This is a genomic window from Jeotgalibacillus aurantiacus, assembly GCF_020595125.1.
GTDB lineage: Bacteria > Bacillota > Bacilli > Bacillales > Jeotgalibacillaceae > Jeotgalibacillus > Jeotgalibacillus aurantiacus.
Genome location: NZ_JACNMS010000005.1, coordinates 1 through 21,320 on the forward strand (window position 1 = coordinate 1; position 21,320 = coordinate 21,320).

General features: G+C 46.2%; 20 protein-coding genes, 2 rRNA genes and 2 riboswitches. Of the genes, 20 read left to right on the top strand and 2 right to left on the bottom strand.

From position 1 onward, the window contains the following. The 3 genes from H7968_RS14540 to H7968_RS14550 all read left to right on the top strand — a co-directional run. A 23S ribosomal RNA gene (locus H7968_RS14540) occupies positions 1 to 164 on the top strand; the annotation flags it as partial. 78 nt (positions 165 to 242) lie between these two features. Next, positions 243 to 358 (top strand): 5S ribosomal RNA (gene rrf / locus H7968_RS14545). 855 nt (positions 359 to 1,213) lie between these two features. Then, positions 1,214 to 1,873, top strand: a complete 660-nt coding sequence (locus H7968_RS14550) for a type 1 glutamine amidotransferase domain-containing protein (RefSeq protein ID WP_227396829.1) — start codon at positions 1,214 to 1,216, stop codon at positions 1,871 to 1,873. A 42-nt stretch (positions 1,874 to 1,915) separates the two neighbouring features. Here the strand turns inward: H7968_RS14550 and H7968_RS14555 are convergent, their stop codons facing one another. After that, positions 1,916 to 2,860: a Gfo/Idh/MocA family protein gene (locus H7968_RS14555; protein WP_227396830.1), complete on the bottom strand. Its 945-nt coding sequence runs from the start codon at positions 2,858 to 2,860 to the stop codon at positions 1,916 to 1,918. A 180-nt stretch (positions 2,861 to 3,040) separates the two neighbouring features. Between H7968_RS14555 and H7968_RS14560 the strand changes: the two genes are divergently transcribed. From H7968_RS14560 to H7968_RS14630, 15 genes are all read left to right on the top strand, one after another. Next, the gene (locus H7968_RS14560; protein ID WP_406566420.1) at positions 3,041 to 3,574 is read left to right on the top strand and encodes a DUF2179 domain-containing protein; all 534 of its coding nucleotides are present in this window, start codon (positions 3,041 to 3,043) and stop codon (positions 3,572 to 3,574) included. Next, positions 3,571 to 3,765 (top strand): NETI motif-containing protein, encoded by a 195-nt coding sequence (locus H7968_RS14565; protein ID WP_227396832.1) that lies wholly within the window; start codon positions 3,571 to 3,573, stop codon positions 3,763 to 3,765. Before H7968_RS14560 ends, H7968_RS14565 begins: the two co-directional genes overlap by 4 nt. Positions 3,766 to 3,835: 70 nt before the next feature. Next, positions 3,836 to 3,936, top strand: a riboswitch (purine riboswitch). A gap of 112 nt (positions 3,937 to 4,048) precedes the next feature. Beyond that, on the top strand, positions 4,049 to 4,537 hold the full coding sequence (purE, locus tag H7968_RS14570; protein WP_227396833.1) for a 5-(carboxyamino)imidazole ribonucleotide mutase: 489 nt from the start codon (positions 4,049 to 4,051) through the stop codon (positions 4,535 to 4,537). Continuing rightward, a complete protein-coding gene (purK, locus tag H7968_RS14575) occupies positions 4,534 to 5,682 on the top strand; it encodes a 5-(carboxyamino)imidazole ribonucleotide synthase (protein ID WP_227396834.1) in 1,149 nt (382 codons plus the stop codon). Before purE ends, purK begins: the two co-directional genes overlap by 4 nt. Then, the gene (purB, locus tag H7968_RS14580; protein ID WP_227396835.1) at positions 5,679 to 6,974 is read left to right on the top strand and encodes an adenylosuccinate lyase; all 1,296 of its coding nucleotides are present in this window, start codon (positions 5,679 to 5,681) and stop codon (positions 6,972 to 6,974) included. The genes purK and purB overlap by 4 nt, the downstream gene beginning before the upstream one ends. 303 nt (positions 6,975 to 7,277) lie before the next feature. Continuing rightward, positions 7,278 to 7,994: a phosphoribosylaminoimidazolesuccinocarboxamide synthase gene (gene purC, locus H7968_RS14585; protein ID WP_227396836.1), complete on the top strand. Its 717-nt coding sequence runs from the start codon at positions 7,278 to 7,280 to the stop codon at positions 7,992 to 7,994. After that, positions 7,991 to 8,245: a phosphoribosylformylglycinamidine synthase subunit PurS gene (gene purS, locus H7968_RS14590; RefSeq protein ID WP_227396837.1), complete on the top strand. Its 255-nt coding sequence runs from the start codon at positions 7,991 to 7,993 to the stop codon at positions 8,243 to 8,245. The genes purC and purS overlap by 4 nt, the downstream gene beginning before the upstream one ends. Beyond that, positions 8,242 to 8,928, top strand: a complete 687-nt coding sequence (gene purQ / locus H7968_RS14595; RefSeq protein ID WP_227396838.1) for a phosphoribosylformylglycinamidine synthase subunit PurQ — start codon at positions 8,242 to 8,244, stop codon at positions 8,926 to 8,928. Before purS ends, purQ begins: the two co-directional genes overlap by 4 nt. Further along, positions 8,912 to 11,125, top strand: a complete 2,214-nt coding sequence (gene purL, locus H7968_RS14600) for a phosphoribosylformylglycinamidine synthase subunit PurL (RefSeq protein ID WP_227396839.1) — start codon at positions 8,912 to 8,914, stop codon at positions 11,123 to 11,125. Before purQ ends, purL begins: the two co-directional genes overlap by 17 nt. Then, complete coding sequence (gene purF, locus H7968_RS14605) at positions 11,110 to 12,531, top strand: amidophosphoribosyltransferase (protein WP_227396840.1); 1,422 nt, start codon at positions 11,110 to 11,112, stop codon at positions 12,529 to 12,531. Before purL ends, purF begins: the two co-directional genes overlap by 16 nt. 11 nt (positions 12,532 to 12,542) lie before the next feature. Next, the gene (gene purM, locus H7968_RS14610) at positions 12,543 to 13,580 is read left to right on the top strand and encodes a phosphoribosylformylglycinamidine cyclo-ligase (RefSeq protein WP_227396841.1); all 1,038 of its coding nucleotides are present in this window, start codon (positions 12,543 to 12,545) and stop codon (positions 13,578 to 13,580) included. Beyond that, on the top strand, positions 13,570 to 14,178 hold the full coding sequence (gene purN / locus H7968_RS14615) for a phosphoribosylglycinamide formyltransferase (protein WP_227396842.1): 609 nt from the start codon (positions 13,570 to 13,572) through the stop codon (positions 14,176 to 14,178). Before purM ends, purN begins: the two co-directional genes overlap by 11 nt. Further along, positions 14,160 to 15,695 (top strand): bifunctional phosphoribosylaminoimidazolecarboxamide formyltransferase/IMP cyclohydrolase, encoded by a 1,536-nt coding sequence (gene purH, locus H7968_RS14620; RefSeq protein WP_227396843.1) that lies wholly within the window; start codon positions 14,160 to 14,162, stop codon positions 15,693 to 15,695. The genes purN and purH overlap by 19 nt, the downstream gene beginning before the upstream one ends. 224 nt (positions 15,696 to 15,919) lie before the next feature. Next, positions 15,920 to 17,179, top strand: coding sequence for a phosphoribosylamine--glycine ligase (gene purD, locus H7968_RS14625; protein ID WP_227396844.1), 1,260 nt, complete (start codon positions 15,920 to 15,922; stop codon positions 17,177 to 17,179). 802 nt (positions 17,180 to 17,981) lie between these two features. Continuing rightward, positions 17,982 to 18,078, top strand: a riboswitch (cyclic di-GMP riboswitch). A 35-nt stretch (positions 18,079 to 18,113) separates the two neighbouring features. Further along, on the top strand, positions 18,114 to 18,260 hold the full coding sequence (locus H7968_RS14630) for an anti-repressor SinI family protein (protein ID WP_227396845.1): 147 nt from the start codon (positions 18,114 to 18,116) through the stop codon (positions 18,258 to 18,260). 53 nt (positions 18,261 to 18,313) lie between these two features. Here H7968_RS14630 and H7968_RS14635 read toward each other — a convergent pair whose 3' ends face one another. Next, a complete protein-coding gene (locus H7968_RS14635; RefSeq protein WP_134372845.1) occupies positions 18,314 to 18,634 on the bottom strand; it encodes a helix-turn-helix domain-containing protein in 321 nt (106 codons plus the stop codon). A gap of 366 nt (positions 18,635 to 19,000) precedes the next feature. On the opposite strand from H7968_RS14635, the gene H7968_RS14640 reads away from it, so the two are divergent. Both H7968_RS14640 and H7968_RS14645 read left to right on the top strand, forming a co-directional pair. Next, positions 19,001 to 20,734 (top strand): adenine deaminase C-terminal domain-containing protein, encoded by a 1,734-nt coding sequence (locus H7968_RS14640; protein WP_227396846.1) that lies wholly within the window; start codon positions 19,001 to 19,003, stop codon positions 20,732 to 20,734. Positions 20,735 to 20,796: 62 nt separating this feature from the next. Further along, entirely contained in the window at positions 20,797 to 21,105 is a 309-nt protein-coding gene (locus tag H7968_RS14645) for a YerC/YecD family TrpR-related protein (protein WP_227396847.1), read from the top strand. The last annotated feature ends 215 nt before the right edge of the window (positions 21,106 to 21,320 follow it).

The window sequence follows — 21,320 nt, forward strand, 5'->3', positions numbered from 1 at the left end:
CGGGATAAGTGCTGAAAGCATCTAAGCATGAAGCCCCCCTCAAGATGAGATTTCCCACACGCAAGTGGTAAGATCCCTGAAAGATGATCAGGTAGATAGGTTCGAGGTGGAAGCATGGCGACATGTGCAGCTGACGAATACTAATCGATCGAGGACTTAACCAAATAGGTGATTCTCGAAAAAACCTTGCGGTTGTTTGATGTTGTATCCAGTTTTGAAGGCGCGAGTCTTCAATAAATCAGTCTAGTGATGACAGCGAAGAGGTCACACCCGTTCCCATGCCGAACACGGAAGTTAAGCTCTTCAGCGCCGATGGTAGTTGGGGGTTTCCCCCTGTGAGAGTAGGACGTCGCTAGGCACTTAAAAAGCCTGTAACTCAATGGATGAGTTACAGGCTTTTTTGTGTTGTTTTTGCAGAGGTGTGCAGAATGTGGAGTAAAGTATATCAAATAAATGAAGAAGTGGATCGAATAAGAGCAGAAGTATGAAGAATAAAGGGGTAAAGGTATAGAATTTCGAGCTAGTTTAGAGAAAGGACAAAGACCTTCAGTTGCCTAAAGGCATTCAGTGCCCCCGAGCTTCGCCGGGATGTTTCCGGAGGTATGCAGAATAGAGAATGAAGTGTATCGAATAAACAGGAAAGTATACTGAATAAGAGCAGAAGTGTGTTGAATAAAGAGGGAAGTGTATAGAATCCGGTGCTTCTTTTAATGAAAGGCTGACCACTTCCAGTTAGCCAACTGCATTCAGTGCCCCCGAGCTTCACCGGGATGTTTCCGGAGGTATGCAGAATAGAGAATAAAGTGTATCGAATAAACGGGAAAGTATACTGAATAAGAGCAAAAGTGTGTTGAATAAAGAGGGAAGTGTATAGAATCCGGTGCTTCTTTTAATGAAAGGCTGACCAGCTCCAGTTACTCAACTGCATTCACAGGCCCCGAGCTTCGCCGGGATGTTTCCGGAGGTATGCAGAATAGAGAATAAAGTGTATCGAATAAACGGAAAAGTATACAGAATAAGAGCAAAATTGTGATGAATAAAGAAGAAAGTGTAAAGAATCAGGACCAATTTGTACCGAAGGGTATGGTCCTGAATGACTAAATTTCCAGCATGCCTGATCTTTTAAAAATTGTCCGTTTACCTATATGTCTAACGGGTAACATACTAAGGTGCAACAATTTAATCAAACCATAAAAAAGGTGGTATGCAGGATATGAGTAAACGAGTATTAATGGTATTAACGAATACGAGTGAGATTGATGCGGAACACCCGACTGGTTTGTGGCTTTCGGAATTTGCAGAGCCATATGTTGAATTTAAAAAACATGGTTATGATGTAACGGTAGTAAGTCCGAAGGGTGGAGGCATCCCGCTTGATCCGAACAGTCTGGATGATAATGAGAATCCGGCTGAGTGGAAGGAAGCGGAGGCTGAGCTTCAGAATACGGAGAAGCTTTCGAGTGTTGTATTTGAGAACTTTGATGGTATTTTCCTACCGGGTGGTCACGGTACGATGTTTGACCTTCCAAATGAACCGCAGCTGCAGGATGCGTTAGCGCACTTTGCTGAGAATGATAAGGTGATTGGGGCGGTATGTCATGGACCAGCCGGTTTTGTTGATGTACAGCTGAAGGATGGTTCGTACCTTGTGAAGGGTAAAAAGATGACTGGTTTTACGAACGAAGAGGAAAAAGAGACGGGATTGGATCCGCTGATGCCGTTTATGCTTCAGGCGAAGCTTGAGGAACAGGGTGCTCATTTTGTGGCTAAGGGCAATTGGGCTGAGCATGTTCTGACTGATGGGAAGTTCATTACTGGACAGAATCCTCAGTCAAGCCAGAAGGCTGCTGAGGCGTTTGTGAAGGTATTATAAAATAGAAATGCGTCTGCTTCTAAAAAGAAGCAGACGCATTTTTTATAGGAGCTGTTCGAATACGCGTTGTACATTGAGTCCTTCTTTGAAGGAGACAATATTTCCATCCCCAGTGGTAATAGCCTGATAAAATTCATCTAATATTGATGCAGATGCGGACTGAGCTCTTCTTTGAATAAGAGTCAGAGGTTGTTCAGGGGTTCCGTGTTTTAATTCTGCCCATTGATCAAGAGATAGAACGCCTTTTGTTCCGTAGATCCGGTAGGTGAGGTCATCTTTTAATCCGATCCCACTGTGTCCATTCAGTAAAAATGGGATATCGGTACCGACTGTTCCAAATGCGATGACGCTTGTTTCACTATCAGAATTGTTTGCAGGGTAATTCGTTGCATGGGAATTGATATCGATTTCCCCAAACAGTTCATGTGTGAGCTGAATGAAGTGCGGGGTGATTTCGCGTATGAATCCGCCTTGTTCACGTTTATTGATCCAGTCGTTGTGCTGCCAGAAGCGTGGCCATGTCTCAAAGCGCATCGTTAATTCGATCCGGTTTACTTCACCGATTTCCTTCAGCTTTTCTGTAAGCAGAGATTTTTCCTGGCTGTAGTGCAATGGAAAATGGATCGCGTCAATGACGTTGTACTTTTCTACTGCATCAGTCATTTGTTCTGCTTCTTCTATTGAATTAGCCAGTGGCTTTTCGCATAAAAGAGCCAGACCTTTTTCTGCTGCAGCCAGTGCGTATGCAGCGTGCCATTTTGGAGGGACGGCGATATAGATGGCGTCAAGTCCGTCATGCTGAATTAAATCGAAGCCATCAGCATATTTTACAGCAGATAGGGCGTGCTGTGTTTGTATTTGATCCATCAGCTCAGGATTCACATCGCTGATTGCTGAGATTTCATAATGGTCATGTTCGATAAATGCAGGAATTAAGCGCTGACCGATTGCACCGAGGCCGATGATGCCAATGGATAATGTGTTCATGATGTCACTCCTTCAATATGTATAACCACAGTATAGCACTTCGTTAGGCGAAATAATAAATTGTTCATATTTTAGGAATGAAAGATCTTTACAATTTGTATGGAGGCTAGTAGGATTGCATTTAGGCGTTAGAAATGCCGTAAATGAGGAGGGTGTTCGTTGTTTGAGAGTGGGTTGATGATGGTTGCAATTATTTTTGTGATCAACATCTTTTATGTATCGTTTTTTACAGTCAGAATGATTCTGACGTTAAAAGGATACCGTTATTATGCCGCGGCGGTCAGTATGGTGGAAGTCGTGATTTACGTTGTGGGACTTGGACTGGTACTCGATAATCTGAACGAAATCCAGAATCTGATTGCGTATGCAGTCGGTTATGGGATGGGTGTCATTATCGGGATGAAGATAGAAGAGAAGATGGCATTAGGGTATATTACGGTTAATGTTATTACAACAGATAATGGGCTGGAGCTTCCGAGTAAACTGCGTACTTTAGGATATGGCGTGACGGACTGGGAAGCGAATGGTCTTGAGGGCGGACGCTGGGCGATGCAGATCCTGACGCCGCGTAAATATGAGTTAAAGCTGTATGAGCGGATTAAGGAGATTGATCCGAAGGCATTTATTATATCGTATGAACCTAAAGCGATTCATGGCGGCTTCTGGGTGAAAAGTGTAAGGAGACGAATGACGCGGGAGGAACAGGCTTCATGAGTAAAAAATGGTTTGACGTTGAAGAGCATGAAACAATCGGTGACTGTCTGGACCGTATGGCGGCAGAGGGATATACGCCGGTGAGAAGAATGGAAGAGCCTGTGTTTCAGGAAGTGAAAGAAGGATCTTCTATAAAAAGGGAACCTGTCCGGCAGAAAATCCGGTTTCAAGGTCTTAAAAGCGAACAATGATATTTACAGAATTTTTAATGTTCGTTTATTGAGTTGACGTTCCGGTGTCAGCTTGTTATGATGAGTACGAGATTAATTGAATGAACGACCTCATATAAAGTCGGGAATATGGCCCGAAAGTTTCTACCCTGCACCGTAAATGACAGGACTATGAGGGAAAGCACCTGCAGAGGCAGAACTCTTTCTGCCCGTCTATTCTGCGGGTACAGGTCAGCCACTTTCCTTCATATAATAAAAGGAAAGTGGCTGATTTTTTTATATCAAACCCGGATGGAGTGAGACGATGTCAGCAGTGGTTAGCGTAATTATGGGCAGTACATCAGACTGGCCTACCATGAAGAAAGCTTGTGAACGTCTTGAGGAGCTTGAGATCCCGTTTGAAAAGCAGGTGGTGAGTGCACACCGCACGCCGGATCTGATGTTTTCATTTGCTGAGCAGGCGAGAGATCGCGGCATTAAGGTTATTATTGCCGGAGCTGGCGGAGCAGCGCATCTTCCAGGGATGGTTGCAGCGAAAACGACACTTCCTGTGATTGGGGTTCCGATTCAGTCTAAGGCACTGAAAGGACTCGATTCTTTGCTTTCCATTGTGCAGATGCCTGCCGGTGTTCCAGTCGCAACGGTTGCGATTGGTGAAGCTGGGGCTGCCAATGCCGGACTGCTTGCAGCACAGATTCTGTCCGCATTTGAACCGGACATTGCCAATCGTCTCGCAGACGTACGGAAGAAAAGTGAAGAAAAAGTACTCGAAAGCAGTGGTGACCTCGTATGACGATGATCAAACCTCCAGCGGTGATAGGGATTATAGGTGGTGGACAGCTTGGCCGGATGATGGCACTCGCTGCCAAGGAAGCCGGCTTTAAAATTGCCGTATTAGATCCTGCAGAGGACGGACCATGTGCACAGGTGGCCGATTACCCGATTATTGCAGCCTATGATGACCCTGCAGGCTTAGAAAAGCTTTCAAAATTGAGCGATATTGTTACGTATGAATTCGAAAATATAGATGCTGATTCACTCGATGAACTGCAAAAGCATGTGCCCGTTCCACAGGGTTCTGACCTGATCCGGATTACGCAGAACCGCCAGCTTGAAAAGGAAAATCTCACAGCAGCAGGGGTACCGGTAGCGGACTATAAAATCATTGAACACGAACAAGGATTATATGATATCATAGGAACGTTCGGTTTTCCGTCGATTTTAAAAACGGCAACAGGAGGCTATGACGGCAAGGGGCAGGTCAAGCTGATGAGCAATGATGATTTGGCAGAAGCTGCCGAGCTGATTCATCAGAACGGGACTTGTGTGCTTGAATCATTTGTTGATTTCGATCTTGAAATCTCAGTCATTATTCAGCGCAATGAACGGGGAGAAACGGTGCATCAGCCGGTTGCTGAGAATGTACATGTGAATCAGATCCTTCATGCTTCAATCGTACCTGCTCGCATCAGCCAGGCTGTTCGTGAAAATGCTGTAAAGCTGGCGAATCAGATCGCAGACCACCTTCAGCTCATTGGAACGCTGGCAGTTGAGATGTTTGTCGATAAAAACGGTGAGATTTATGTCAATGAGCTGGCACCGAGACCGCATAATTCGGGTCATTATTCCATTGAAGCGAGTACGTGCTCTCAGTTCCATCAGCATATCCGGTCCGTGTTAAACTGGCCGCTAGCGCCTGCTGAACTCGTAAAGCCGGTTGTGATGGTGAATGTGCTGGGTCAGCATATGGAAGGCACTCTTGACGCCATGGAAAAGTATCCTCACTGGTCGTTTCATTTATACGGAAAACACGAAGCGAAAACAAACCGCAAAATGGGTCATGTCACGATCCTGACGGACGATCTTGAAAATACACTTCAGGAGATTGATGAGTCCGGCATCTGGCAGACGCGTATAAAACAGGAGGCACAATCATGATTGAACGTTATACTCGTCCGGAAATGGGCGCAATATGGACTGAACAAAACCGTTTTGAAGCCTGGCTTGAGGTTGAAATTCTCGCTTGTGAGGCATGGGCAGAGCTTGGGGATATCCCGAAAGAAGACGTCAAAAAAATCCGTGAACATGCATCATTTGATGTGAAACGTATTTTAGAGATCGAACAGGAAACGAGACACGATGTCGTTGCCTTTACACGCGCCGTATCCGAAACGCTTGGAGACGAAAAAAAATGGGTGCACTACGGCTTAACGTCAACAGATGTTGTAGACACAGCCCTTTCTTATCTGCTGCGTCAGGCGAACGATATCCTGCTTGCTGATCTTGAGCGTTTCGTTGAGATTTTAGCGGAAAAGGCGAAGGAGCATAAGGATACAGTCATGATGGGTCGTACGCACGGTGTTCATGCCGAGCCGACGACATTCGGCCTGAAGCTCGCCCTCTGGTACGAAGAAATGAAGCGGAACCTTGAGCGCTTCAAGCAGTCGGCAGACGGAATTGCCTTCGGTAAAATGTCTGGAGCGGTTGGTACATATGCCAATATCGATCCTTTCGTAGAATCATACGTATGTGAAAAACTTGGCCTGAAGCCTGCACCGGTTTCAACGCAGACGCTTCAGCGCGACCGTCACGCTGATTATATGGCAACCCTTGCCTTAATTGCGACATCTATTGAAAAGTTTGCTGTTGAAATTCGCGGATTGCAAAAAAGTGAAACGCGTGAAGTGGAAGAGTTCTTTGCAAAAGGTCAAAAAGGATCTTCAGCGATGCCGCATAAACGCAATCCGATCGGCTCTGAAAATATGACAGGACTTGCCCGCCTGATCCGCGGCTATATGCAGACAGCTTACGAAAACGTGCCATTATGGCATGAGCGCGATATCTCACACTCATCTGCAGAGCGCGTGATCCTGCCGGATGCAACGATTGCCCTGAACTATATGCTGAATCGCTTTGGCAACATCGTTAAAAATCTGACGGTATTCCCTGACAACATGAAGCGCAACATGGACCGCACACTCGGCCTGATCTACTCACAGCGCGTCCTGCTTGCACTTATTGACAAAGGGCTGTCACGCGAAGAAGCATATGACACAGTTCAGCCAAAAGCCATGGAGGCATGGGAAAAGCAGGTGCATTTCCGTGAGCTGGTGGAAGCAGAAGAAAAAATCACATCGAAGCTGTCACCGGCTGAAATCGAAGACTGCTTCGACTACCGCTACCACCTCCAGCACGTAGATACGATTTTTAAGCGTATTGGACTACTTTAAAAACGAAATATGCCTTTATAAACTTCAAGAAACATATAGGACATTTTGAGTTGATTGGAGTGGAAGGCGGCGACTCCAGCGGGATAAAGCGGGACAGGTGAGACCAACGGCGAAGCCGTGGGGCTCACCGGAGCAAAACCCGCTCTCCCGCGGAAAGCGTCCGCCTGCAACGGAAATCAACGGTTCTTGAGATCAATTATTGAACCGTTCGCATAAAACGGAGACATTCACTTTATTGTTAATCAAACACACTTTACCCTGAATAGACCCAATATTCCGACATTCGAAAGAGGAGTGAACCTTGTGAACAAAGAGCAGCTGCTTTATGAAGGAAAGGCCAAAAGACTGTATCAGACCGATCAGGAGGGTGTCCTGTGGATCGAGTATAAGGATTCCGCCACCGCCTTTAACGGGGAGAAGAAGGAAGAGATCGCCGGTAAAGGAGTGCTTAATAACCTGATCACGAGCCTGCTTTTTGACAAGCTGAGAGCAGAAGGGATCGAATCACATTTTATCGAGAAGCTGTCTGATCACGAGCAGCTCGTAAAAGCAGTTGAGATCATTCCGATTGAAGTGGTGGTCAGAAGTACGGCTGCCGGTTCGCTGTCAAAGCGGCTTGGTCTTACTGAAGGGGAAAAGCTCCCGAAAACGATTGTGGAATGGTATTACAAGGATGATGACCTGGGTGATCCGCTCATCAATGAAGATCACATTGAAGTGCTCGGTCTTGCGTCACAGGATGAGCTTACTCTTTTAAAGGAAAAAGCGCTTCAGGTAAATGGCGTGTTAACCGGATTTTTTGAAGAGATCGGACTGGATCTGATCGATTTTAAACTGGAGTTTGGCCGTGACACGAATGGAGCCATTTTGTTAGCGGATGAAATTTCACCGGATACGTGCAGGCTTTGGGATATTAAAACGGGCGAGAAGATGGATAAGGATGTATTCAGAAGAAATCTTGGCAGTCTGACAGAAGCATATGAAAAGGTATTAAACCGACTGGGAGGCGTTCAATCATGATGAAGGTAAAGGTGCATGTAACATTAAGAGAAAGTGTATTAGATCCACAGGGGACAGCGGTGAAGAATTCACTGCATGCGATGAATTATCAGGAAGTGCAGGATGTACGGATCGGTAAATATCTGGAGCTGTTGATTGAGCTTTCTGACCGTCCGGTTGAAGACGTTGTAAAAGAAATGTGCGAGAAGCTGCTCGCTAATACAGTTATTGAGAACTATGAGTTTGAAGTGGAGGAGGCCGTTACACAATGAAGTTTGCGGTCATCGTTTTTCCGGGATCAAACTGTGACATCGACATGTACCATGCGATTAAGGATGAGTTAAAGGAAGAAGTGGAGTATGTCTGGCATGATGCAGACAACCTCGATCAATACGACGGTATTCTTTTACCGGGGGGATTTTCATACGGAGATTACCTGCGTTCAGGCTCGATTGCCCGCTTTTCAAAGGTGATGAATGAGGTTGTGAAAGCAGCTGAGGCAGGCAAGCCGGTGCTTGGTGTATGTAATGGATTCCAGATTCTTTTAGAGTCAGGTCTGTTACCAGGTGCGATGCTCAGAAACCAGGGGCTGAAATTTATCTGCCGCCCGGTCGAACTTGAAGTTGTCAATAACGAAACGATGTTTACAAAAGCCTACCAGCCAAACGAGCGGATTACCGTTCCGGTGGCACATGGTGAAGGCAATTATTTCTGCGATGAACAGACACTGCAGCAGCTTGAGACAAATGGACAGATCGTGTTCCGTTATGCGGGTGAAAACCCGAATGGCAGTCTGTCAGACATTGCAGGCATTACAAATGAACGCGGCAACGTGCTTGGTATGATGCCACACCCTGAACGTGCAGTGGATGAGCTGCTTGGAAGTGCAGATGGACTTAAATTATTTCAATCAATCGTAAAACACTGGAGGGACTCTCATGTCGTTACTGCTTGAACCGGCTGAACAGCAAATCAAGGATGAGAAAATCTACCGCGAAATGGGGCTGACAGATGAGGAGTTTGCCCTTGTCGAGAAGATCTTAGGCAGACTGCCAAATTATACAGAGCTTGGATTGTTTTCAGTTATGTGGTCTGAGCACTGCAGCTATAAAAATTCAAAGCCTCTTTTAAAGAAATTCCCTGTGACTGGTGAGCAGGTACTTCAGGGACCGGGAGAAGGAGCTGGAATTGTTGATATTGGAGACGGCCAGGCAGTGGCATTTAAAATCGAGAGCCATAACCACCCATCTGCGATCGAGCCTTATCAGGGAGCGGCAACGGGCGTGGGCGGCATTATCCGTGATGTATTTTCAATGGGAGCTAGACCCATCGCGATCCTCAACTCCCTACGCTTTGGAGAACTGGATTCTCCTCGTGTTCGGTACTTATTTGAGCAGGTCGTAGCCGGAATTGCAGGCTACGGAAACTGTATCGGTATCCCGACAGTCGGCGGAGAGGTGCAGTTTGACCGTTCCTATGACGGTAATCCGCTTGTCAACGCGATGTGTGTCGGGCTGATTAACCATGATGAGATTCAAAAAGGTCAGGCAAAGGGAGTCGGCAACACGGTAATGTACGTTGGGGCCAAAACGGGGCGTGACGGGATTCACGGCGCAACGTTTGCTTCTGAGGAATTAACAGAGGACTCGGATGAAAAACGTCCTGCGGTTCAGGTAGGCGATCCATTTATGGAGAAACTGCTTCTTGAAGCGTGTCTTGAGCTGATTAAAAGTGACGCACTGATCGGGATTCAGGATATGGGTGCAGCAGGACTGACAAGCTCTTCAGCTGAGATGGCAAGTAAGGCAGGCTCAGGTATTGAGATGAATCTTGATCTTGTACCACAGCGTGAAACAGGTATGTCCGCTTACGAAATGATGCTGTCAGAGTCTCAGGAACGTATGCTGATTGTCATTGAAAAAGGCAGAGAAGAAGAAATTCAAGCGCTATTCCATAAATATGATTTAGATGCAGTAGCGGTCGGTACGGTAACAGATGATAAGCGTCTGCGCCTGCTTCACCAGGGCGAAGTTGTGGCTGATGTACCGGTTGATGCCCTTGCTGAGGATGCACCGGTTTATCATAAGCCATCAGAGGAGCCTGCTTACTTCCGTAAGTTCCAGGCACTTGAGAACACAGAGCCAAAGGTTGAAAACCTCGAGGAAACACTGCACGCATTGTTAAAGCAGCCTACGATTGCGAGTAAAGAGTGGGTGTATGACCAATACGATTATCAGGTACGCACGAATACGGTCGTCACACCTGGATCTGATGCAGCGGTACTGCGTATTCGCGGCACGGAAAAAGCGCTGGCGATGACGACGGATTGTAACTCACGCTATTTGTACCTTGATCCTGAAACAGGCGGAAAGATTGCGGTAGCAGAAGCGGCCCGCAACATTGTCTGCTCAGGTGGACAGCCACTTGCGATTACAGACTGCCTGAACTTTGGCAGCCCGGATAAGCCGGAGATTTTCTGGCAGATGGAAAAAGCGGTGGACGGTATGAGTGAAGCCTGCCGCACACTGAATGCGCCAGTTATCGGCGGAAACGTCTCTTTATACAATGAAACGAATGGAACAGCTGTTTATCCGACACCGGTTGTCGGCATGGTTGGACTCATTGAAAAGCTTGATTACATCACAACACAGTCCTATAAACAGGCTGGAGATGCTGTCTATCTGATTGGTGAAACGAAAACGGAATTTGGCGGCAGTGAGCTTCAGAAGCTGACAGAAGGGAAAATCTCAGGCAAAGCACCTGAGCTTGACCTGAGAGTGGAGCAGGAGCGACAGCAGGCATTGCTGAAGGCGATCCGTGAAGGGCTTGTTCAATCAGCGCATGATCTTGCAGAAGGCGGCCTTGCGGTTGCTCTTGCAGAATCAGCTTTTAAAACAGGTCTTGGTGTGACGGCTGAAACAACAGGTTCTGCTGTAACAGAACTGTTCAGTGAAACACAGTCAAGGTTCCTTGTATCAGTAAAACCTGAGAATGCTGAAGCATTTGAACAATTAACAGGCGGCCGTAAAATCGGTGAAGTGACTGCACAGCCGATCTTCCGCATCGTACACAACGGAGAAAAAGTCATCGACCAGCCAGTGGACAAATTCGAAGAGAGCTGGAGAGGAGCGATCCCATGCTTGCTGAGCTGAAGGGATTAAACGAAGAATGCGGTGTATTTGGTATCTGGGGGCATGAACAGGCAGCACAGCTGACGTATTATGCCCTGCAGAGTCTGCAGCACCGCGGCCAGGAAGGAGCAGGAATCGCTGCTTCAGATGGCAAGGCCGTTACCTTTCATAAAGGAGAAGGTCTTGTAACAGAAGTATTTACCCAGGAAATGCTTGGTGAATTGTCAGGGCACGGCGCGATTGGTCACGTCCGATACGCAACGGCAGGAGGAGGCGGCTATGAAAATGTTCAGCCGCTCGTCTTCCGCTCACAGACGGGCACGCTGTCACTTGCCCATAATGGAAATCTTGTGAATGCAAACTCACTTAAGCACCAGCTTGAGCGTCAGGGCAGTATTCTGCAGACGACTTCTGATACAGAGGTACTGGCTCATTTAATTAAACGCAGTGGCTACGCAACGCTTGAAGAGCGCGTGAAAAATGCACTGACCATGCTGAAAGGTGCGTACGCATTTGTCATGATGACAGAAACCGAGCTGATGGTGGCACTGGACCCGCATGGTCTGCGTCCGCTGACACTCGCAAAAATCGGTGATGCGTATGCTGTTGCCTCTGAAACATGCGCCTTTGATATTATCGGGGCAGAAGTGATCCGGTCAGTTGAACCGGGTGAGCTGCTGATTATTAATGATGAAGGTATTCGTGCAGAGCGCTTTTCATATGCGACAAACCGGGCAATCTGTGCGATGGAATATATTTATTTTTCAAGACCGGACAGTGATATTGACGGCATCAATATTCACTCTGCCAGAAAACGTCTTGGCAAACAGCTTGCGCTTGAATTCCCGATTGAGGCAGACGTTGTAACGGGTGTGCCGGATTCGAGTATTTCCGCTGCCATTGGGTATGCGGAGGAAGCAGGTATCCCATATGAAATGGGACTCATTAAAAACCGCTATATTGGCCGTACCTTTATCCAGCCGTCACAGGAATTGAGGGAGCAGGGTGTCAAAATGAAGCTTTCCCCTGTTCGCGGTGTGGTAGAAGGCAAGCGGGTTGTGATGGTGGATGACTCGATTGTCCGCGGAACGACGAGCCGTCGCATTGTGACGATGCTGAAGGAAGCGGGAGCGAAGGAAGTGCATGTTGTCATCAGCTCACCACCGATTAAAAACCCGTGCTTCTATGGGATTGATACGAGTACACATGAAGAATTAATCGCATCAAGACTGTCAGTTGAAGAGATTCGCAAGCAGATAGGTGCGGATACTTTATCTTTCCTGAGTGTTGAAGGACTCGTTCAGGCGATTGGACGTCAGGATGAAGGTGAAAACAAAGGACACTGTCTTGCGTGTTTCACAGGGAAATATCCGACTGAAATTTATCTGGATACGCTGCATCCATACGAAAAAGAACTGGCTCACTAGGAGGAATCAACATGTCAGATGCATACAGGCAGGCCGGCGTTGATATTGAAGCCGGTTATGAAGCCGTTGAACGAATGAAAAAACACGTGAAGAGAACAGAACGTGCGGGAATCATGGGCGCATTTGGCAGCTTTGGCGGCATGTTTGATCTATCTTCACTGAATTATAAAGAGCCGGTACTGATTTCCGGAACAGACGGCGTCGGCACAAAGCTGAAGCTCGCTTTTGCCCTTGATAAGCACGATACGATCGGCATTGACTGCGTGGCGATGTGCGTCAATGACATTGCCGCACAGGGAGCGGAGCCATTGTACTTCCTTGATTACCTCGCAGTCGGAAAAGCTGACCCTGAAAAAATCGAACAGCTCGTAAAAGGAATAGCGGATGCCTGTGTGGAATCCGGCTGTGCTTTAATCGGCGGTGAAACAGCGGAGATGCCGGGGATGTATGAGGAAGACGAATATGATATGGCCGGCTTTGCGGTTGGTGCTGCTGAAAAGTCATCGATTATTACAGGTGAAGATATCAAGCCTGGTGATGTGCTCATCGGCCTTCCATCAAGCGGTATCCACAGTAACGGGTTTTCGCTCGTTCGAAAAGTGCTGCTTGAGCAGGCTGGTTATTCATTAACTGAAACAGCGGAAGGTTTTGATCAGTCGCTTGGTGAAATCCTGCTGACACCGACACGCCTGTATCCGAAAGCGGTCCTCGCTGCTTTAAAAGCAGGTGGCGTGACAGGGATGGCACACGTAACAGGTGGCGGTTTTTATGAAAACCTGCCCCGTATGCTGCCTGATGGAACGTCAGTTGAGATTCACCTTGGGAGCTGGCCGGTGCTGCCGGTGTTTGATCTGATTCAACGTGCCGGAGGGCTGACACAGGACGAGCTGTTCCATGTATTTAACATGGGCATCGGTTTTGTGTTTGCGGTTGACCAGGAGAAGGCTGCCGATGTTGTAAAAGCTTTGCAGGAAGCCGGAGAAACACCTTACCAGATTGGTTCAGTCACGGCTGAAGAAGGAAAGAAGGTCAGCTTTTATGAGCGCTAAGCCTGTGTTTGCGGTTTTCGCATCAGGGAGCGGTTCAAACTTTCAGGCGATTGCCGAAGCCGTGCAAAATGGGAAGCTGACTGGCAGTCTCGTTCTACTGGTGACGGACAAGCCTGAGGCCTATGCCATTAAAAGGGCTGAATCGCTTGGCATTGAGGTTTGTGCGCATAACCCGAAAACATTTGATTCAAAAGCAGACTATGAATCAGCTATTCTTGAAAGACTGCATGAAAAAGAAGTAGAATGGCTAGTATTAGCAGGGTATATGAGACTCATCGGAGAGGTCCTTCTTAAAGCTTATCCAAATCGCATTGTGAACATTCATCCTTCACTGCTGCCGGCTTTTCCGGGTAAGGATGCCGTCGGTCAGGCGCTTGCCTATGGTGTGAAAGTAACAGGTGTTACGGTTCATTTCGTAGATGAAGGAATGGATACGGGGCCGGTTATTTCACAGCAGGCATTTCATTTAGCAGAAGGAATGGACCGGGCGAAGGTTGAGCAGACGATTCACGACATTGAGCATCAGCTCTACCCTGACACACTAAACCAGCTATTTGCTGAATCATTGGAGGAAATACGATGTCAAAACGCGCGTTAATCAGTGTCTCGGATAAAGCAGGCATTGTTGAATTTGCAGAAGAACTTCAAAAGCTTGGTTATGAAATTCTGTCAACTGGCGGAACGAAGAATTTACTTGCGGATAACGGTGTAAACGTAACCGGAGTAGAGGATGTAACAGGGTTTCCGGAAATTCTGGAAGGGCGTGTTAAAACGCTTCACCCATCTATTCACGGCGGTCTTCTTGCCAAGCAGGATCAGCCTGAGCATCAGCGTCAGCTTGAGGAGCAGGGAATTGAAACGATTGATCTCGTTGTCGTGAATCTGTATCCGTTCCAGCAGACGATTGCGAAGCCGAATGTATCTTTTGATGATGCTGTTGAAAACATTGATATCGGCGGTCCGACGATGCTTCGTGCAGCCGCTAAAAATCATGCTTACGTAACAGTTGTCGTAGATGCGCTTGATTATGAGCGTGTGATTGGTGAATTGAAGGATAATGGTCACGTATCGCAGGATCTGAGATGTCGCCTTGCTGCAAAGGTATTTCGTCACACTGCTGCCTATGATGCTTACATTTCACAATATTTAACGCAGGAATCAGGTGAAGAAAACCCTGAGCGTATCACAATTACGTATGAGCGTAAGCAGGATCTGCGCTACGGGGAAAATCCTCACCAGAAAGCAGCTTTCTACCGCAATCCGCTCGGCTCGGAATTCTCCATCGCCCATGCGCGTCAGCATCATGGTAAGGAGCTTTCCTACAACAACATCAAGGATGCAGATGCAGCACTTCAGATCGTCAAGGATTTTGATGAAGCAGCAGCAGTCGCTGTTAAGCATATGAATCCATGTGGAGTCGGAACAGGCGCAAGCCCTGAAGAAGCATTCCAAAAAGCTTATGAAGCAGATTCAACGTCTATTTTTGGCGGGATCGTTGCGTTTAACCGTGCAGTCAATAAGGCAACAGCTGAGCAGCTGGCTGAGATCTTTCTTGAAATCGTCATTGCACCTGCCTTTTCAGAGGATGCACTTGAGATTTTAACGAAGAAAAAGAATATTCGTCTGCTCACTGTACCATTTGATCGCCATGTGAAGCATGAATACCTTTATACATCCGTTGAAGGCGGTCTCCTTGTACAGGACCAGGATCGCTACACGCTTGACGATGCTGAGCTCCGTGTCGTAACAGAACGCCAGCCTACTGAAGAGGAATGGGCAGCTATGAAGACTGCCTGGAAGGTGGTGAAACACGTTAAGTCGAATGCAATTGTTGTCGCAGATGCACAGATGACACTCGGAATTGGTGCCGGACAAATGAACCGCGTCGGTGCAGCTAACATCGCACTGGAACAGGCAGGAGACCGTGCAAAAGGAGCAAGTCTCGCATCCGATGCCTTCTTCCCAATGGATGACACGGTGGAAGCAGCAGCCAAAGCAGGCATCACAGCGATTATTCAAACAGGCGGATCCATCCGCGATGAGGATTCCATTAAGAAAGCCAACGAACACGGTATCACCATGGTCATGACCGGTGTCCGTCACTTCAAACACTAAGTCTTTCTTAAAAGAGCATAATCAACATTTAACGTATTTCATATTCAAGTTTTTCATCCATGTTTACTCTCATTGTAAGAGGTCCATGTCAAAACCACTTACAGCATATTTTCATACCTTGGCTGACTTCCCGGAAAGGAGTCAGCTCTTTTTTTACAATGCAGACTTAGTAGAGTCAGGGACAGGCTCTGACTCTACGCTGATCAAAAAAGGAGGCGTTTTGAATGAATGTACTCGTTGTAGGGCGCGGGGGAAGAGAGCACGCGATTTGTGATAAGTTCAGTAAGGATCCGTCTGTAGCGCGTGTGTTTTGTGCGCCTGGAAATGCAGGGATTGCAGCTATTGCTGAATGTGTGGATATTTCAGAGGGTGATCAGGAAGCACTTCTGCAGTTTGCGAAAGATCAAGTTGTCAATCTGACGGTGATCGGACCTGAACAGCCACTTTCAGAGGGACTGGCTGACACATTTAACCGCGAGGGCCTGCTTGTGTTTGGTCCATCGCAAAAGGCTTCAGCGATTGAGGGCAGCAAGGCATTTGCAAAAGAACTGATGAAAAAATACAGTATTCCGACAGCTGCTTATGAGACCTTTACAGATTTCAACGAAGCGAAGCGCTACATACATGAGCAAGGTGCCCCGATCGTCATTAAAGCAGACGGTCTGGCTGCCGGTAAAGGTGTGGTCGTGGCTCTGACAGAGGAAGAAGCACTGCAAGCCGCTGAGGACATGCTGGCGGGTGCTAAATTTGGTGCCTCATCTTCTAAAATTGTTGTCGAGGAATTCCTTGATGGAGAAGAATTCTCCTTTATGTGCCTCGTTCACCATGACCGCATTATTCCACTTGAGCTTGCCCAGGACCATAAAAGAGCCTACGATGGCGATGAAGGTCCGAATACAGGAGGAATGGGCGCATATTCACCGGTTGCCCACCTGCCTGAAGGAGTCTCGGATGTGGCGATGGACGCCATCATTAAACCTGTCGTTCAGGCGATGATTGAGGAAGACAGAAGCTTCACAGGCGTTCTATATGCGGGGTTAATTCTGACTGAAGACGGACCGAAAGTAATCGAATTCAATGCGCGCTTCGGTGATCCGGAAACACAGGTTGTCCTTCCAAGACTCAAGTCTGATTTAGCAGAGCTGCTCGTTAACCTTTTGACAGACCAGCCTGTAAATGCGGAATGGATTGAAGAAACCGTACTGGGAGTAGTTGTAGCAGCAGACGGATACCCGGGCAGTTATCAAAAAGAAATTTCTCTTGAAAGTGTGCTTACAGCTGAAGTGACCCTTTATCATGCCGGCACGAAAAAAGAAGGCGGATTGATCGTATCTGACGGAGGAAGAGTCCTGCTCGCTGCAGCGTCCGGTATGACCGCCCAGCAGGCCGGGGAGAAAGTCTATGCAGCATTAGGCGGTACTGACACAACCGGATTGTTTTACAGACGGGATATTGGCTGGAAAGCCGGATATAAAGGGAAATAGTTATATATCGACGATTGGAGGGCTCCAGGTGCAGGAGTCCTCTTTGTTTTTTGTTGTCCCGGGGAGAACGTCATGAAACTGGATGGACTGGATTTCATGTTTCAGGAGAGCTATTCAATCTTTTCGAATTCGGTTCCTTTGCTTTCTTATTTTCATTCGCTTCTATAAAAATATGATTTCTTCAAAAAAACCTATTACCGTGATTTTCTCTTCATGTAGGCCTATACATCACTTCATATACAAGCTTACAAAATCCACACCTTTCAAACTAATTAGAAAATAATAAGAATATGAAGAAAAAAGAGCATAAGAGAGATATGGAGAGTAAATAAGATATTTTATTTAACACAGGACCATATTTGCCTATTGTTGATTGTTCTTTATAGAGTATAATGAAAATATATTAATTCTTTATAAAGAACAAAAAGAAAGAGGGGCTGGCTATGGTAAGAAAGGAATGCACTCGCTGTCAACGCTCATCGTTCAGTTGTATGGAGGAAGGGACATGGCTGTGTCCTGTGTGTGGTGAGGATCTGACCGACAATCCTTTCTATCGGGCCAAGTCGTTTCAGGAAGTAAATCATCAAATTGTGAAGGCAGGAAGACAAGTTTATTTAAAAATCTACAAGAATAGAATTGTAACATAAATTTAATGTTGAAAAAGTCAGAATATTTAGGTCTATGGGACTATTTATCATTCAGGAGGGTAATGGTAATATAAGTTCATAAACTTTGAACTCTTGTACCATCAGAAGCATTATTGACACCTTTGAACACCAAGATGCTGTGATCATCTTTGCGATACAGAAAAAGGCAAACCTGCTGAAAAGCTGGGACGCAAAGCTAACGGGTCTAAGGCAAGTAGAGAGAGAAATTGCTACGACGGCTGAGCCGCCTGAAGTACTGTAATCAAGTATTTTAGGAGGGGAAGAGTATGGGTCAAAAACATGAGGTAGACATGGAATGGGTTGCTCTGATCAAGGAAGCAGTCGAAGCCGGAGTTTCTAAGGAAGAGATCGCACAGTTCTTAAAAAGCCAGGAGTCAGTTGTATGGAGTCAGCAGAACTTATTCGCCGGCTGAATGTGAGCATTTTCTTTAAATAGCCTTAACAGATCAAAGGTGATCTGTTAAGGCTATTTTTGATTAATGCGCCATTTATTAAATTCAATAAACTCTTTAAACTGTTCCTTCGATATGCCGGATTCCATCGCAGTTTTCGCAAGATCCACCCATTCATTATCAACAGGTGCACTATCACTGTCCGGATCCAGCAATGAATTGACGCTGACACCAAGTACAGGAGCGATTTTTTCAAGAAACTGAATAGAAGGGTTTTTTTGAAGATTCCGTTCAAGAGAACTGATATAGGATTTTGCAACGCCTGCCTGATCAGCAAGTTCTGTCAGCGACATTTTTTTCTCTTTTCGCAGCGCTTTTACACGATCACCTATCATTATCCATCACTCACCTTGCTCGAAATTATTCCTTAATTTCAATAGTATCATACTATTCGAAAAAGACTACTATAACGCACGAATTTCGACAGGTTTTTTTCGGGAAATAGAGGGAATGCTTGGTATCAATGGTTTTGTCCGTTCTTCTCAATGAATTATTTGTTGAAATAATGTGTTCATGAGTCAACTGAGTGTTATCTATAGTAAACTTATCTCTTTTAAATATTTTACAACTAAAATGTATTTTTTTACAATAAGAAAAATATAATGTGTTGAAAATTTTATTTCTTTTATGCGGTGACGTGTAAAATATGGTACGATTAAACCACTATTTTTCAAATGGGAAATGATCTGGAGTGATTCATAATGGAACAGCGATTTCCGTGGAAGATCAATCATTTGCGTTCACATACATCTGTCCTTGAAGGTAAAAAAGCGCCGGCCATTCTGATCCGGGATGCGCATTATTTAAATTCTTCTTTGCATCAATGGGTGAAGGGGAACATTTGGATTGATCAGGACCGGATTATCTATACAGGCAGTGCTTTGCCTGAAAATACAGCAGGCACTGAAATGGTTCATGCCGAAGGAAAATATGTGGTGCCCGGTTACATTGAGCCACACGTTCATCCGTTTCAACTATATAATCCGCATAGCTTTGCAGCGTTTGCAGCACAAAGAGGAACGACCTCGTTTATCCAGGATAATTTGATGCTGCTTTTATTAACAGGAAAAAAGAAAGCGCTTCCTTTTATGCAACAGTTTAAAAAATCCCCTCTTTCTTTTTACTGGTGGAGCCGCCTTGATTCGCAGACGGAACTGAACCGGGAAGAGGATTACTTTACTAATGGAGAGATCAGGGCATGGCTGGACGATCCAAGCGTGCTGCTTGCAGGTGAACTGACAGCATGGCCAAAGCTCGTGGAAGGAGATGACCTTCTATTGAGCTGGGTACAGGAGGCAAGACTGCGTTATAAGCGTGTGGAAGGTCATTTACCAGGTGCTTCGGAAAAGACCATTGCAAAAATGACGCTGCTTGGCATAACGGGTGATCATGAGGCGATGACTGGAGATGAAGCCTGGACGAGACTGGAACAGGGCCTTGCTGTTACGCTTAGACATTCCTCTATACGTCCTGATCTGCCGAAACTGATTCGTGAACTGAAGGAAAAAGGATTGCGCTCCTTCGATTCGCTGATGATGACGACCGACGGCTCCACACCTTCCTTTTATGCGGATGGCGTGATGGACAGGCTGATCAGCATCGCCATTGATGAAGGGATCGATCCGATCGAAGCGTATCATATGGCTTCCTATTCGATTGCAAAATATTACCGTCTTGAGTATATGCAGGGGATGATTGCAACGGGACGCCTTGCCACGCTGAATATATTGTCAGATCCGCGTGAGCCGAATCCGGAATCCGTCCTGTCAAAAGGAAAGTGGATCAAGCGTGATGGTGTTAAGGTTGACCAATCGTTTACACCGGACTGGTCGGAAATCGAAGCGCTGGAGCTGGATTGGACGTTAAGTGAGGATGATCTGCAGTTCTCCATGCCGTGTGGGATTGATATGGTCAATAACGTCATTACAAAACCGTATTCCATCACCATGGATGCGAGCGGTGAAGAGCTTCCGAGATCAAAGGATGAATCCTTTCTCATGCTTGTAGATCGTGATGGTAAATGGAAAATCTGTACGCTGATCAAAGGATTTGCAAAAGATCTTGGCGGACTGGCATCATCATTTTCAAGCTCAGGAGATATCCTGCTGATTGGTAAAAGTAAAAAGGGTATGCTACACGCATTCGAAAGGATGAAGGCGTTAAAAGGCGGAATCGTCATCACAAACGGCGGGGAAGTACAGCTTGAAATTCCGTTGTCCTTAGGTGGAGTCATGTCTGAAAAGCCGATGGACGAATTGATTCCTGAGGAAAGAAAGTTAAGGGAAGTGCTAAGGGACGCCGGATACCAATTCGACGATCCGGTTTATACACTGCTATTCCTATGCTCGACTCATTTACCGTACTTAAGGATTACCCAGCGCGGGATCTATGATGTGAAAAAGAAAACGGTACTCTTTCCAACGATAATGCGTTAAAATGTAAAAGAGATCATGATAGTTTGATTCTGCACTTTATAAAAAGGAGCTGTATCTGCCAGATGCAAATCGATAAATTAAGAGGAAAAGAACTGGATCAGCTTTGTGAAGCCGTTCTTTCACTAAAAGATATAGACGAAGCCTATCGTTTCTTTGACGACTTATGCACAATAAATGAAATTCAGTCATTGGCCCAGCGCCTCGAGGTAGCACGCATGCTGCGCGAAGGCAATACGTATCATAAAATAGAAACACAGACAGGTGCAAGTACCGCAACGATTTCCCGTGTGAAGCGCTGTCTTAATTATGGAAATGACACTTACGCCATGGTGCTTGAGCGTGTACACAGCGAGAAAAAAGAAGAAGAGTAAGACATGAGACCGGCTTAGGGCCGGTCTATTTTTATGGGTTTTGGGGATTGGGAAACTAACATTCCTTCATCGTTCCAGTCTGGGTCAAATGATACTGAACTCACAAACTTTCCGCGGACCTGACGAATTGTCTTTCTGACCTCACGAACTCGCGTCATAACCTGACGAACTCCGATGCTAAGCTCACAAACTTCATGGTTAACCTTACGAACCTC

What these genes read in the sequence shown, in the direction of transcription:
- purM (WP_227396841.1), top strand. Translation starts at nt 12,543, where the DNA reads ATGTCAGATGCATACAGGCAGGCCGGCGTTGATATTGAAGCCGGTTAT.
- H7968_RS14645 (WP_227396847.1), top strand. Translation starts at nt 20,797, where the DNA reads ATGCAAATCGATAAATTAAGAGGAAAAGAACTGGATCAGCTTTGTGAA.
- purF (WP_227396840.1), top strand. Translation starts at nt 11,110, where the DNA reads ATGCTTGCTGAGCTGAAGGGATTAAACGAAGAATGCGGTGTATTTGGT.
- purK (WP_227396834.1), top strand. Translation starts at nt 4,534, where the DNA reads ATGACGATGATCAAACCTCCAGCGGTGATAGGGATTATAGGTGGTGGA.
- purN (WP_227396842.1), top strand. Translation starts at nt 13,570, where the DNA reads ATGAGCGCTAAGCCTGTGTTTGCGGTTTTCGCATCAGGGAGCGGTTCA.
- H7968_RS14630 (WP_227396845.1), top strand. Translation starts at nt 18,114, where the DNA reads ATGGGTCAAAAACATGAGGTAGACATGGAATGGGTTGCTCTGATCAAG.
- H7968_RS14565 (WP_227396832.1), top strand. Translation starts at nt 3,571, where the DNA reads ATGAGTAAAAAATGGTTTGACGTTGAAGAGCATGAAACAATCGGTGAC.
- H7968_RS14635 (WP_134372845.1), bottom strand. Translation starts at nt 18,634, where the DNA reads ATGATAGGTGATCGTGTAAAAGCGCTGCGAAAAGAGAAAAAAATGTCG.
- purB (WP_227396835.1), top strand. Translation starts at nt 5,679, where the DNA reads ATGATTGAACGTTATACTCGTCCGGAAATGGGCGCAATATGGACTGAA.
- purQ (WP_227396838.1), top strand. Translation starts at nt 8,242, where the DNA reads ATGAAGTTTGCGGTCATCGTTTTTCCGGGATCAAACTGTGACATCGAC.
- H7968_RS14550 (WP_227396829.1), top strand. Translation starts at nt 1,214, where the DNA reads ATGAGTAAACGAGTATTAATGGTATTAACGAATACGAGTGAGATTGAT.
- H7968_RS14555 (WP_227396830.1), bottom strand. Translation starts at nt 2,860, where the DNA reads ATGAACACATTATCCATTGGCATCATCGGCCTCGGTGCAATCGGTCAG.
- purS (WP_227396837.1), top strand. Translation starts at nt 7,991, where the DNA reads ATGATGAAGGTAAAGGTGCATGTAACATTAAGAGAAAGTGTATTAGAT.
- H7968_RS14640 (WP_227396846.1), top strand. Translation starts at nt 19,001, where the DNA reads ATGGAACAGCGATTTCCGTGGAAGATCAATCATTTGCGTTCACATACA.
- purD (WP_227396844.1), top strand. Translation starts at nt 15,920, where the DNA reads ATGAATGTACTCGTTGTAGGGCGCGGGGGAAGAGAGCACGCGATTTGT.
- purE (WP_227396833.1), top strand. Translation starts at nt 4,049, where the DNA reads ATGTCAGCAGTGGTTAGCGTAATTATGGGCAGTACATCAGACTGGCCT.
- H7968_RS14560 (WP_406566420.1), top strand. Translation starts at nt 3,041, where the DNA reads ATGGTTGCAATTATTTTTGTGATCAACATCTTTTATGTATCGTTTTTT.
- purH (WP_227396843.1), top strand. Translation starts at nt 14,160, where the DNA reads ATGTCAAAACGCGCGTTAATCAGTGTCTCGGATAAAGCAGGCATTGTT.
- purL (WP_227396839.1), top strand. Translation starts at nt 8,912, where the DNA reads ATGTCGTTACTGCTTGAACCGGCTGAACAGCAAATCAAGGATGAGAAA.